The following is a 13,008-nucleotide window of genomic DNA, read 5'->3' on the forward strand; positions in this document are numbered from 1 at the left end:
GCCAGCCGACATCATTGCTAACTGATCCACCGCCTTCGCGAGCAAGCCCGCTCCCACAAGGGGTCTTCGTTGATCTTTAGGCCGTGGCTGTTTCCTTTTGGATGGTGGTGCTCCGGGTCTGCGGCTCGAGCATCATCCGCGCCGCCTTCTCGGCAATCATCAGCGTCGGCGAGCAGGTGTTGCCGGAGGTGATGTTTGGCATGATCGAGGCGTCGGCGATGCGCAGGCCCTTGATGCCGTGCACGCGCAGTTGCGCATCCACCACGGCGTCGCGGTCCTGGCCCATGCGGCAGGTGCCGACCGGGTGGAAAATCGTGGTGCCGATGCGGGCCGCTGCCTGGTGCAGTTCTTCTTCGGTTTGCAGGCCGGGTCCCGGCAGGTACTCCACCGGTTTGAAGCGGCTCAGTGCCGGGGATGCCACGATCCGGCGGGTCAGGCGGATCGCATCGGCGGCGACCCGCAAATCCTCGGGATGGCTCAGGTAATTGGGCTGGATCAGCGGCGCCGCCTGCGGATCGGCCGAGCCGATGTCCACCCGCCCACGGCTCTGCGGGCGCAAATCGCAGACCGACGCGGTAAACGCCGGGAAGCTGTGCAGCGGCTCGCCGAAACGCTCCAGGGACAATGGTTGCACGTGGTATTCAAGGTTGGCCGAGGTCTGCTCCGGGCCCGAGCGGGCGAACGCGCCCAGTTGGCTGGGGGCCATGGACAGTGGGCCGCTGCGGTCGTACAGGTAGCGCAAACCCATGCCCATCTTGCCCCACAGGGTGCCGGCGATCTGGTTCAGGGTGCGGGCGTTTTCCAGTTGATAGATCAGCCGCAATTGCAGGTGATCCTGCAGGTTGCCGCCCACGCCCGGCAGCTCATGCGTCACGCCTATTCCCAAGCGTTGCAGCAGGCTGTGCGGGCCGATTCCTGAGCGTTGCAGGATGCCCGGCGAGCCCACGGCGCCGGCACACAGGACGATTTCCTTGCGGGCCTTGAAGGTCATGCCCTTGCCTTGCCAGCGGGCGCTGACGGCATAGGCCCGGTCGTCGCGCAACAGCACCCGGTCGACCTCGACCTCGGTCAGTACCGTGAGGTTGGCACGTTGGCGAATCGGTTTCAGAAACGCTTTGGCGGCATTCCAGCGCACGCCGGCCTTTTGATTGACCTGGAAATAGCCGCAGCCCTCGTTGTCACCGCCGTTGAAATCATCGACGTTGGGGATGCCGCTCTGCTCGGCGGCGTCGCGGAACGCATCGAGAATCGGCCAGGACAGGCGTTGGCGTTCGACCCGCCATTCGCCGGTGGCACCGTGGAACTCCGACTCCCCGGCGAAGTGGTTTTCGCTCTGCCGGAACAGCGGCAACACGTCCTTCCAGCTCCAGCCCGAATTGCCTTGTGCAGCCCAGCCGTCGTAATCCGCCGCCTGGCCGCGCATGTAGATCATGCCATTGATGGAGGAGCAGCCACCCAACACCTTGCCGCGCGGGTAACTCAGGGCGCGCCCTTGCAGGCCAGGTTGCGCCTGGGTCTTGAAGCACCAGTCGGTGCGTGGGTTGCCGATGCAGAACAGGTAGCCGACCGGGATGTGAATCCACGGATAGTTATCGCGCCCACCGGCTTCGAGCAGCAGCACCCGCTGTTGCGGGTCGGCCGAAAGCCGGTTCGCCAGCAGGCATCCGGCAGGGCCGGCGCCCACGATCACGTAATCGTATTCATCGACGACAGGTTGCATTCGCGACCTCATTTTTTTGTTCTTGTCGGATGCATCCTAGTTGTTAGTTTTCGTTAAAAGAATGTTAGTTTTTGCGCAACGGCTGTGTGTTTATAAACAGCGCAGCGCAAGGAGTGCCTTATGTTCGACTGGAATGACCTGCGTTATTTCCTGGAGCTGCAACGCAGCGGCCGCTTGTTGACCGCCGCCCGGCGCCTGAACACGACGCATGCCACGGTGGCCCGGCACATCGAGGCCATCGAAAAGAGCCTGGGCACCGCGTTGTTTGTCCAGCATGCCCAGGGGTACGAATTGACCCCGGCTGGTGAAAGGCTGCTCAAGCACGCCGAGGCCATGGAGAACGTGGCGCTGCTGGCCCAGGAGGACATCACCCAGTCCAGCGCGCCCCTGGGCAAGATCCGCCTGGGGGTCACCGAAGGGTTGGGCATCATGTTCCTCGCCAGTCGCATGGATGGGTTGTTCCAGCGTTACCCAGGGCTGGAAGTGGAGTTGGTGGCAGTACCGCGCTTTGTCAGCATCCTCAACCGCGAAGCGGAGATCAGTATCCACCTCGAACGCCCGGCGGCCGATTTGTTGGTGACCCGCAAGCTCACCGACTACAGTCTGGCGCTGTACGCCAGCCAGGCCTACCTGGACCGCTCACCGCCGTTGCGCAGCCGCGAGGACCTGGCCCGCCATGCCTGGATCGGCTACGTCGATGACCTGCTGTTCAGCCAGGAACTGATGTTTCTCAACAGCTTTTGCCGTAATCCTGGGGTGGTGTTTCACAGCACCAGCGTGATCGCCCAGCAACAGGCCGCACGCTCGGGCCTGGGCATCGCCGTGTTGCCTTGCTTCATGGCCAGCGGCGACCCGGCGCTGGTGCCCTTGCTGCCGGACGAAACCATCCGCCGCAGCTACTGGATCAGCACCCGCCGCGAACTGCACAAGTCCGTGCGATTGAGGGTGTTGTGGGATTACGTGGTGCAGTTGTGCGAGCGGGAGCAGGGAGTGTTGCTGCCCTAGCTGCGCTGTCTTTTGGACCAAGCCGGATCCCCTGTGGCGAGGGAGCTTGCTCCCGCTGGGCGCGCAGCGCCCCAATAACCATCATCCACAGGCCGGAAGGCGTCTGCTTCGCAGCCGAGCGGGAGCAAGCTCCCTCGCCACAGAGTGTGCGGCGCGTAAGTCCTGTCCGCCCAAGCCCCCTTTTCTGGCCCCCAATGACCTCAGCCGCTACGCCGGCGTGCCTTAACGTGGGAACTGCCCGACCTACAACAAGAAAGCCGCGCCTTGAGCGCCGCCAAGAGGGACCCATGCCGGTAAGTACCCATCCAACCTGGCTTCGCACGGCCTCCATCGTGCTGCTCGGCGCATTGCTCAGCGGCTGCGGTGAGGAGGCCAAACCTCTCGCAACGACGGTGTTCACGGCCATGCCCGCCGACGCGGCGCTGGCCCAGGTCTACGACAGCAGTTGCAAGCTCTGCCATGCCAACCCCGGCGCCGGTGCACCGCTGACCCGCGACACCAACGCCTGGGCGCCGCGTGTGGCCCAGGGCGCCGAAACCCTGCTGGACCATGCGATCAACGGCTACAACGGCATGCCACCGATGGGCCTGTGCATGCACTGTTCCGAAGAGCAGTTCCTGGCGCTGATCTCTTTCATGTCCGGCGAGCATTTCCAATGACCATCCGGGGGATCATGGCATGACGATGGATTACTCACGTCGCCGCTTGCTCCAGCAGGCCGGCGTTGTCGCAGCCTTCACGGTCCTGGGCAGCCACAGCGCGCTGGCCGACCTGATACGGGCGCCGCGTCTGATCCCCTGGCGCAACTGGTCCGGCGCACAAAGCTGCCTGCCGGCGGCACGCCTGGCGCCCAAAGATCTGGATGAACTGGTACAGGTGGTGCGCCGCGCCGAGGGGCGGATCCGGCCGGTGGGCTCAGGCCATTCCTTCAGTGCGCTGGTGCCCACCGACGGAACCTTGCTGTCGCTGAGTTTCTTCAGCGGTCTGCTGGATCACGACACCGCCAGCCTGCAAGCCGAGTTCGGCGGCGGTACGCCAATGTCCCGCATGGGCCCGGCGCTCAAGGCGATCGGCCAGGGCCTGCCGAACATGGCCGACGTCGATTACCAGACCCTGGCCGGCGCCATCGCCACGTCCACCCATGGCACCGGCAAGGCGTTCGGCTCATATGCTTCCCAGGTGGTCGGCCTGCAACTGGTGACGGCCAGTGGCGAGGTGCTCGATTGCGATGCCAAGCGTCATTCCGACGTGTTCAGGGCCGCCCGGGTGTCCCTCGGTGCCCTGGGTTTAGTAACCCGGGTGCGCCTGCAAAATCGCCCGGCCTACCGGCTGCGTGAGCGGCAATGGGTGGCGAAGACCGAAGAGCTGCTGGAGGAGGTGGAAACCAACACCCGCGACAACCAACACTGGGAAATGCAGGTGGTGACTCACTCCGACTATGCGTTGTCGATTGCCCTGAACGAAACCACCGACCCGGCCACACCGCCCATCAGCCCCGAAGAGGAGGGCGGCAACGAGTTCGTCACCCTGATCGAAAAACTCGACAAGTACGGCAGCGACTTTCCGGCCACCCGGCGGATGTTGCTCAACAGCATGCGGCTGGTGGCAGATTTCGATGACCGGGTCGGTGACTCCCACGACATCTACGCCAATGCCCGCACCGTGCGCTTCAACGAGATGGAGTATTCGGTGCCGGCTGAACATGGCCCCGCATGCCTGCGCGAGATTCTGGCGCTGATCCGCGACAAGGACCTGCGCACCTGGTTTCCCATCGAATACCGCTATGTGAAGGCCGACGACATTGCCTTGAGCATGTTCGAGGGACGGGACAGTTGCTCGATCTCCGTGCACCAGCATTACCAGATGGACCACCACAATTTCTTCGCCGCTGTAGAACCGATCTTCTGGAAATACCAGGGTCGTCCCCATTGGGGAAAATTGCATAGCCTCAACGCCAAGGCGCTCCAGGCCTTGTATCCGCGCTGGAGCGAGTTTGCCCAGGTGCGCCAGGCGCTGGACCCCACCGGCAAATTTCTCAACGGGCATCTTTCATCGATTCTGGGGGTGAGCTGATGGGCTTCAATCGGCGCGGTTTCCTCAAGGCCGCGCTGGGCAGCGGGGTGGTGCTGGCCGGCGTCGGTGCCTGGTTGCGCCCGCAGGATCAGGGTGAGCCGTACAGCGAATACTTCAGCCAGCTGAACCGCGAACTCAAGGCCAACGGGCCGATGCGTCCGGTGATGCTGGTGGACCTGGATCGCGTCGATCACAACATCGATGTGGTCAAGGCGTCGGTCCGGCGCAGCGGCAAGCAGCTGCGATTGGTGGAAAAGTCGCTTCCGTCGCCGGGGTTGCTCGATTACATCGGCCAGCGTGCCGAGACCGGGCGGCTGATGTCGTTCCACCAGCCGTTTCTCAACCATGACGCGGTGCAGTTTCCCAAGGCCGATATCTTGCTTGGCAAGCCTCTGCCGGTGCGCTCCGCCGAGCTGTTCTACCAACTGCACAAAGGGCCGTTCGATCCGTCGCGGCAATTGCAGTGGCTGTTGGATACGCCCGAGCGGCTGGAGCAATACCGCGCTTTGGCCCAGGGGCTCGGTACGCGTCTGCGGGTCAATATCGAACTGGATGTGGGCCTGCACCGCGGTGGGGTGGCCGATGAGGCAGCCCTGGAGGCGATGCTCAAGGTGATCCGCGCTCATCCGGCCCAGTTGGAGTTTGCCGGGTTCATGGGCTACGACCCGTTCGTGGGCATGGGTGTGCCCGAGTTGCTGGCGACACCGCACACCTTGTTGGCGCGGGTCATGGCGATCTACAACGCCCGAGTCGACTTCCTGCGCGTGCGCTATCCCGACCTGTGGCATCCGAACCTGACGCTCAACACCGCCGGCAGCCCCAGCTACCGCCTGCATGAACAGGAAAACCTCAGCACTGAAGTCTCGGTGGGCACGGCCATGCTCAAGCCCAGCCATTACGACCTGCCGTCGCTGAGCGAGCACGTGCCGGCGGCGTTCATCGCTACGCCGGTGCTCAAGCGCACCGGCGCGGTGAACATCCCGGCATTGGACGATAAGTCACGGATCTTTTCCTGGTGGGACGTCAACCAGCGCGCCACGTTTTTCATTTATGGCGGCAACTGGATGGCCGACTTCGAATCACCGCCTGGCTTGAAGAGCAACAACCTTTATGGCCGCAGCTCCAATCAGGAAATGGTCAACGGCTCCGAGGCGGTAGGGCTGGGGTTGGAGGACCAGGTGTTCCTGCGGCCGACCCAGACTGAGTCGGTGTTGCTGCAGTTTGGTGATCTGCTGGCGGTGCGTGCGGGCAGGATTGTCGAGCACTGGCCGGTTTATAACTGAAAACAATTGGCCTGCGAGTGCTGGCACAAATCCCCTGTGGGAGCGGGCTTGCTCGCGAAAGCGGTGGGTCAGTTTGCATCCATGTTGGATGTGCCGACATCTTCGCGAGCAAGCCCGCTCCCACAGGGATGGGTGTTGGGCCTGGAATGCTGGCTCCGCACGCGGACCGGACAGTCGCTCAAAACGCAAATGGAATACTGACCTTGGCCCAGAGCATCTCGCCTTCGGGGCGGTTTTCCACGTCGAATTCCTTGGCCCAGCGGATCTCTGCGCTGGCGTATTTGAGGAAGGTCAGGTGCAGCGCCGGGCCGATGGCGAATACCTGGCCGCGTACGCCGTCGTCCACATCCTGCCCGGCGAACTGCACGGTACGGCCGTATTGTTTGTCGTCGGTGGTTTGCTTGAGGTAGTAGCCGTTGAGCCCCAGACGCAAGTTGTCGGTCAGCCGGTAACTGGCCGAATAATCAAAATGGAAGATCTGCCCCGAGCGGTAGTCGGTGTCCTTGTTCTCGCGGTTGAAACTGTAGGTGCTTTTCATCGACACCTCGGTCCTCTCCGAGGGCAGCCAGGTGAAGGAGAACAGCGGCTTGTAGGTGTAGAAGTTGTTGCTGGTATTGGCCAATCGATCAGGGCTGTACTCGCCGGTCGGCACGGTGATTTCCACCGCTGCGGCCAGGGTCAGGTTCTTGCCCATGTCCCAGAGCACAATCGGCGAGATCGTGGTGTCGCCCATGCCTTCGCGAGTGTCATGCAGGCCGAACACCGAGACTTCCTGCTTGAGCCAGGGCTGGGCGATGTAGATCCCCAATCGTCCGCCAGCCACCCGCAGCGGGCTCAGGTAGTCGATGCGCGGCACCACCGCCGTGGATTCGATCTCCACGTCCGGCAACTTACCGCCCAGCGAGCTGATGGTGAATTTGCGGGCCTTGTAATGGTTGTAGTAGAGGTTGAACGCGACCATGTTGTCCGGAAGGCTGTCGACCTCCAGCGGCAACACAAAGAAGCCGTCGGTGCCGGGGCCGATGTTGTCCACACCGGACTCAGTGGCGAGGGCCGACAGCGCTTGGCTGCAAGCCAGGCCCAGGGTCAGTTGCAAAGCGAAGGTCGTGCGGATCGGGTTCATGTGGGGGCTCATTATTATTGTTGGCGATACACCGAAAGTCCGAGCCATAGAAATAAGCCGTTCGCCGCCGCCAGGGCAGGGTATTGGCGGCCACGCAGGGGACTTGGGCGGCCAGATTTTGTGTCCCCCATTGCGGCGACGCATGCTAACGTTCATGAAACAACCGGTTACAAAAACGCCACCTAACGTGCTCCGGAACCCGCCCATGCAGATGAAAGTCATCGACCCCACCTATGAACTGGCGCTGGTATCACCGTTCCTGCTGCAAACCCTGGCCGAGGTGGTGACGAACAAAGGCTTCGATGCCGCCAGCCTGTGTCGCGGCCTGGGGTTTGGCCTTGAGGATCTGCAGGACCCTGCCCAGCGTATTTCCTACCGCCAGGCGGTGATCATGATCCAGCGGGCGCTCAAGCTGTTGCCCGAGCGGGGGCTGGGCTTGTGGGTCGGCGACCGCAATGTGCTTGGCACCCTGGGCCTGCTGGGCCACGTCCTGTCTCTCTGCGAAACCCTGCGCGATGCCTTCGCCTTTGGGGTTCGTTATCAGCACACCACGGGCGGCATCGCCGTGACCAGTGTCGAAGAGGCGGCTGACCGGATCATGGTCGAGGCCGCCTGCCGCCTGCCTTTTGCCGAGGTCCAGGTGTTTGCCGTGGAGGAGTTCTTCGCCAGCCTGATGGTCTATGGCCGGGCGCTGGCAGGGCCCGATTTCCGGCCGCAGGCGGTGGAGTTCATGCATGCCGCGCCGTCCTATGCCCAGGAGTATCAGCGGATACTGGGGCCGGACGTGCGCTTCGGTTGCCGGCACAACCGCATGTTGATCGATGTCCGCTGGCTGGACGTGCGCCTGCCCAATCACCATCCGCTGGCCCTGCGCCAAGCCTTGGCCTTGCTGGAGCAGGAGGCCGCCGAGGTGCATCAGAAAATCGATCTGATCCAGGCGGTGGAGCGAGCCATAGCCCGGGACCTGACCCGTGGCAGCCACATCGAGAAAATCGCCGGCGACCTCAATATGAGCAGCCGCACCCTGCGCCGGCGCCTGACCGAACACAACCTGACCTTCGAGGCCTTGCTGGAACAGGTGCGCCGTGGCCGGACCCTCAATCTGCTGGCCAACCCAGAACTGTCCATCGAACGCATTACCGAAGAAGTCGGCTACAGCGATGTGCGTAGCTTCCGCCGGGCATTCCGGCGCTGGACCGGCATGAGCCCCAGTGCGTTTCGCAACGAGGGCGCCGAGGCTCGGCTCTAAGGATATGTCCAAACGGTATTTCTCAATCCTGGGGCGGTTTCCTAAGATCACGTCATAACTCGTTATGACAAGTGATAGGGTCCATGTCCGACAACGTTCTTTCCCTCAGCAGCGTGCCGCTGCACACCCAGCTGCGAGACCTGTTGCGGGCGCGCATTCTTGATGGCGAATACCCACAGGGCAGCCAGATGCCTTCGGAAAGCGAGCTGGGCGCGCTGTTTCGCGTCAGCCGCATCACCGTGCGCCAGGCCTTGGGCGATCTGCAAAAGGAAGGGCTGATTTTCAAGATCCACGGCAAGGGCACGTTCGTCGCCAAGCCCAAGACCTTCCAGAACGTCAGCACCCTCCAAGGTCTGGCCGAATCCATGACCGGGCGCGGCTTCGAAGTGATCAACCGCCTGCACAGTTTCAAATTCATCGCCGCCGACAAGCTGGTGGCCGAGCGCCTGAAAGTCGCCGAAGGGGAAACCGTGGCGCAGATCAAGCGGGTGCGGCTGATCAATCGCGAGCCGATTTCCCTGGAAATCACCTACCTGCCCAAGGCCCTCGGCGAGCGTCTGGAAAAAGCCGACCTGGTGACCCGGGATATTTTCCTGATCCTGGAAAACGACTGTGCCCTGACCCTGGGCCATGCCGACCTGGCGATCGATGCGGTGCTGGCCGACAGCGACCTGACCCAGGCGCTGGAGGTCGAGGCGGGGTCGCCGATCATGCGCATCGAACGCCTTACCCATGACGCCAGCGGCCAGCCTCTGGACTTCGAACACCTTTACTACCGCGGCGATGCCTTCCAGTACCGCTTGCGGATCGACCGACAAAAAGGGACGCAGGCATGACCCGAACGACGTTAGAGCAGGAGTACGACATTGTTGTCATTGGCGGCGGCACCGCCGGGCCCATGGCGGCGATCAAGGCCAAGGAGCGCAACCGTGATTTGCGCGTGCTGCTGGTGGATAAGGCCAACGTCAAGCGCAGTGGCGCCATCAGCATGGGCATGGACGGCCTGAACAACGCCATCATCCCCGGCCACTCGACCGCCGAGCAGTACACCAAGGAAATCACCATCGCCAACGACGGCATCGTCAATCAGGCGGCGGTGTACGCCTATGCCACTCACAGTTTCGAGACCATCGAACAGCTGGATCGCTGGGGCGTGAAGTTCGAGAAGGACGAGACCGGCGACTACGCGGTAAAGAAAGTCCACCACATGGGCGCCTACGTGTTGCCGATGCCGGAAGGGCACGACATCAAGAAGGTCTTGTATCGCCAGTTGAAAAGGGCGCGGGTGAGCATCACCAACCGGTTGGTCTGCACCCGGCTGCTGACCGACGACGAAGGCGCGGTGAACGGGGTGATGGGCTTCGACTGCCGCACTGCCGATTTCCAGGTGATCAAGGCCAAGGCCGTGATCCTCTGTTGCGGCGCGGCGGGTCGCCTGGGGCTACCGGCCTCCGGTTACCTGATGGGCACCTACGAGAACCCCACCAATGCCGGCGACGGCTATGCCATGGCCTACCACGCCGGCGCCGAGCTGGCGAACCTGGAGTGCTTCCAGATCAACCCGTTGATCAAGGATTACAACGGTCCGGCCTGCGCCTATGTCACGGGCCCGCTGGGCGGCTATACCGCGAACAACAAGGGCGAGCGCTTCATCGAGTGTGACTACTGGAGCGGGCAGATGATGTGGGAGTTCCACCAGGAGCTCGAGGGCGGCAATGGCCCGGTGTTCCTCAAGCTCGATCATCTGGCTGAGGAAACCATCCAGAACATCGAGGAAATCCTGCACAGCAACGAGCGCCCGAGTCGCGGCCAGTTCCACGCCAATCGCGGTACCGACTACCGCACGCAGATGGTGGAAATGCACATCTCCGAGATCGGTTTTTGCAGCGGCCATTCCGCCTCGGGGGTGTGGGTCAACGAGCGGGCGGAAACCTCGGTCAAGGGCCTGTACTCGGCCGGCGACATGGCGGCGGTGCCACACAACTACATGCTCGGGGCGTTTACCTACGGCTGGTTCGCCGGCAACAACGCCGCAGATTTCGTCGCTGGTAAGGACTTCTCGGCGCTGGATGCCGGGCAGATCGAACGGGAAAGGAACCGGGTCTTTGCGCCGCTGGAGCGTGAGCATGGCCTGCCGCCGGCCCAGGTGGAATACAAGCTACGGCGCTTCGTCAACGATTACCTGCAACCGCCGAAGGTCACCAAGAAGATGCAGATCGGCCTGCAACGCTTCAGCGATATCCAGCGCGACCTGGACCAGATCAAGGCCCACAACGCCCATGAATTGATGCGCGCCATGGAAGTCAGCGTGATCCGCGACTGTGCCGAAATGGCCGCCCGCGCCTCGCTGTTCCGCGCCGAAAGCCGTTGGGGGCTGTACCACTATCGGGTCGACCATCCGCAACGCAACGACCGCGAATGGTTCTGCCATTGCCACCTGAAGAAGGGCGATGACGGCGCGATGACCTCGTTCAAGAAAGCCGTCGAGCCCTACATCATCGCCCTCGATGCCGACGAACTGCAGGCCTACGACCGGCTGCGGGTCGGCGCCGACGCGGCCTGAACCGTCCACCCAAAGAGAACGCCCATGGCCTTTCAACCCCAGGAAATCTTTTTTCGCTCCAACGCCCCGGTCACGGTGGATGAGGACAAATGCATTGCCCACAAAGGCTGCACCGTCTGCGTCGACGTCTGCCCGATGGACCTGCTGGCGATCAACCCGGCGACCCAGAAGGCCTACATGGCGTTCGATGAATGCTGGTACTGCATGCCCTGTGAAAAGGACTGCCCTACCGGGGCGGTGAAGGTGGAGATTCCGTACTTGCTGCGTTGACCGACCTACCGCCATCGCGAGCAAGCCCGCTCCCACAAGGGACCGAGTCAGATCGCAGATTTTATGTACACCGATAAACCTGTGGGAGCCGGGCTTGCCCGCGATGAGGCCAGCCCTGACACCCAAAAAGCCATCCGGTCACCCCCGGACGCCCGATTCAAAAGACACCCCTCGTTTCCCACCACGCCCTGATCGTGGCGGAGACGAACCTCCCAATAATGATTCGAGGGGACACACCCATGTTGTTGCGTGCAGCATTCGCCGGTCTGGTACTGGCTTCATTGACCTTGTCTGCCCAGGCAGAAACCATCCGCATTGCCATCGGCACCCAGGACACCACCATCAACTGCGCCGCCGGCGGGTTGTTGATTCGTGAGCTGGGCCTGCTGGACAAGTACCTGCCCCATGACGGCGCCTACAAGGATGCTCAATACGACGTCCAGTGGAAGAACTTCACCAGTGGCGCGCCGCTGACCAATGAGATGGTCGCCGGCAAGCTCGACTTCGGTGCCATGGCCGATTTCCCCGGGTCGTTCAACGGTGTGGCGTTTGAGGCAGCCGGCAAGCACAGCCTGTTCATCAGTGTGCTATCGGGCAGCACCCAGGGCAGCGGCAACGGTATCGTGGTGCCCAGCGCCTCGGGCGTGCAGTCCCTGGCCGAGCTCAAGGGCAAGACCATTTCCGTGCCGTTTGCCTCTACTGCCCATGGTATGTTGCTGCGCGCCGTCGCGGCCCAGGGCTGGGACCCGCTCAAGGACGTGAACATCATCGCCCAACCGCCGGAAGTGGCCGGCTCAGCGCTGCAAGCGGGCAAGATCGACGCCCATGCCGACTTCGTACCGTTCGCCGAGCTGTTCCCCAGCCGCGGTTTCGCCCGCAAGATCTACGACGGTGCCCAGGCCGGCGCGCCGACGTTCCATGGCGCGCTGGTGGATCAGGCCTACGCCCGCAAGTACCCGGAAGTCGTCGTCGCCTACTTGCGCGCGAGCATCGAGGCCAATCAGTTGCTGGCCGCTGAACCGGAGAAATACAGCGAGCTGATCGCCAAGGTCACCGGGGTGGATGCCGAGGTCAATTACCTGTTCCACGGACCGTTGGGCGTTCAGACCCGCGACCTGACCTGGAAGCCGGAATACCGGCAAGCCGTTGGCACCGCCATCGATACCCTCAAGCTGCTGAAAAAAGCTGATCGCGGCCTGGACCTCAACACCTTCATCGATGACCAGTACATCCGTGCCGCGTTCAAGGCCTCGAACCTGGATTACAACGCGCAACTGGCTGACTACGCCCAGACGCCGCTGAACACCAGCGATGCCGCGACCGGCCAGCCGATCACCGATTTCAGCCGCGTGGCCGAGATCTGGGTGCGTGGCGAGCCGAAAGTCCGGCATTACGCCTCGGCGCAGTCGGCGTTTGCCGCGCTGGTGAGCCTCAAGCAGGAAGGCAAGGGCATCCGCGCCGTCTATGCCCAGGCCAATGACAGCGGGATCAAGCTGCTGGCCGAGCAGGCGTGGTTTGCCAGCGATGCCAAGGGCCAGCTCAGCGCTTTTCTGTTGAAGGGCCAGGCCCAGCAATTCGCCACGGCCCAGGGCGGCAAGGTTTTGGACTTTACCGAAGCGACGGCTCAGGCGGTTGCTGTCCGCTGATTTTGCATCTGTCAAATGACCTGTGGGAGCGAGCCTGCTCGCGATGACGGCGGCACATCCAACATAGATGCAAGCT

11 protein-coding genes are annotated in these 13,008 nt (G+C 62.7%); 9 read left to right on the forward strand and 2 right to left on the reverse strand.

The genetic code is table 11. The features are described 5' to 3' along the window. Nucleotides 1-76 precede the first annotated feature (76 nt). Nucleotides 77-1,720, reverse strand: a complete 1,644-nt coding sequence (locus tag RGM2987_RS02320) for a GMC family oxidoreductase N-terminal domain-containing protein (protein WP_245138506.1) — start codon at nucleotides 1,718-1,720, stop codon at nucleotides 77-79. A 120-nt stretch (nucleotides 1,721-1,840) separates the two neighbouring features. On the opposite strand from RGM2987_RS02320, the gene RGM2987_RS02325 reads away from it, so the two are divergent. The 4 genes from RGM2987_RS02325 (at nucleotide 1,841) to RGM2987_RS02340 (ending at nucleotide 6,081) form a co-directional block, all read left to right on the forward strand. After that, nucleotides 1,841-2,725 carry a LysR family transcriptional regulator gene (locus tag RGM2987_RS02325; protein WP_245138507.1) on the forward strand — a complete coding sequence of 295 codons (885 nt, stop codon included), beginning with the start codon at nucleotides 1,841-1,843 and terminating at the stop codon, nucleotides 2,723-2,725. Nucleotides 2,726-3,012: 287 nt separating this feature from the next. Then, on the forward strand, nucleotides 3,013-3,384 hold the full coding sequence (locus RGM2987_RS02330; RefSeq protein WP_245138508.1) for a c-type cytochrome: 372 nt from the start codon (nucleotides 3,013-3,015) through the stop codon (nucleotides 3,382-3,384). An 85-nt stretch (nucleotides 3,385-3,469) separates the two neighbouring features. Beyond that, entirely contained in the window at nucleotides 3,470-4,798 is a 1,329-nt protein-coding gene (locus RGM2987_RS02335) for a D-arabinono-1,4-lactone oxidase (RefSeq protein WP_245138515.1), read from the forward strand. Beyond that, complete coding sequence (locus RGM2987_RS02340) at nucleotides 4,798-6,081, forward strand: DSD1 family PLP-dependent enzyme (RefSeq protein ID WP_245138509.1); 1,284 nt, start codon at nucleotides 4,798-4,800, stop codon at nucleotides 6,079-6,081. The genes RGM2987_RS02335 and RGM2987_RS02340 overlap by 1 nt, the downstream gene beginning before the upstream one ends. A gap of 178 nt (nucleotides 6,082-6,259) precedes the next feature. Here the strand turns inward: RGM2987_RS02340 and RGM2987_RS02345 are convergent, their stop codons facing one another. Continuing rightward, nucleotides 6,260-7,204, reverse strand: a complete 945-nt coding sequence (locus RGM2987_RS02345; protein WP_245138510.1) for a transporter — start codon at nucleotides 7,202-7,204, stop codon at nucleotides 6,260-6,262. Between the two features lie 205 nt (nucleotides 7,205-7,409). On the opposite strand from RGM2987_RS02345, the gene RGM2987_RS02350 reads away from it, so the two are divergent. From RGM2987_RS02350 to RGM2987_RS02370, 5 genes are all read left to right on the forward strand, one after another. Continuing rightward, nucleotides 7,410-8,453 (forward strand): AraC family transcriptional regulator, encoded by a 1,044-nt coding sequence (locus RGM2987_RS02350; RefSeq protein ID WP_245138511.1) that lies wholly within the window; start codon nucleotides 7,410-7,412, stop codon nucleotides 8,451-8,453. A gap of 83 nt (nucleotides 8,454-8,536) precedes the next feature. Beyond that, the gene (locus RGM2987_RS02355; protein ID WP_245138512.1) at nucleotides 8,537-9,289 is read left to right on the forward strand and encodes a GntR family transcriptional regulator; all 753 of its coding nucleotides are present in this window, start codon (nucleotides 8,537-8,539) and stop codon (nucleotides 9,287-9,289) included. Then, nucleotides 9,286-11,016: a fumarate reductase/succinate dehydrogenase flavoprotein subunit gene (locus RGM2987_RS02360; RefSeq protein ID WP_245138513.1), complete on the forward strand. Its 1,731-nt coding sequence runs from the start codon at nucleotides 9,286-9,288 to the stop codon at nucleotides 11,014-11,016. Before RGM2987_RS02355 ends, RGM2987_RS02360 begins: the two co-directional genes overlap by 4 nt. Before the next feature lie 24 nt (nucleotides 11,017-11,040). Beyond that, nucleotides 11,041-11,286 (forward strand): ferredoxin family protein, encoded by a 246-nt coding sequence (locus RGM2987_RS02365; RefSeq protein ID WP_017125004.1) that lies wholly within the window; start codon nucleotides 11,041-11,043, stop codon nucleotides 11,284-11,286. A 239-nt stretch (nucleotides 11,287-11,525) separates the two neighbouring features. Further along, nucleotides 11,526-12,932, forward strand: coding sequence for an ABC transporter substrate-binding protein (locus RGM2987_RS02370; protein WP_245138514.1), 1,407 nt, complete (start codon nucleotides 11,526-11,528; stop codon nucleotides 12,930-12,932). Nucleotides 12,933-13,008: the final 76 nt, after the last annotated feature.

The organism is Pseudomonas sp. RGM2987, assembly GCF_022952855.1.
Taxonomy (GTDB): Bacteria; Pseudomonadota; Gammaproteobacteria; order Pseudomonadales; family Pseudomonadaceae; genus Aquipseudomonas.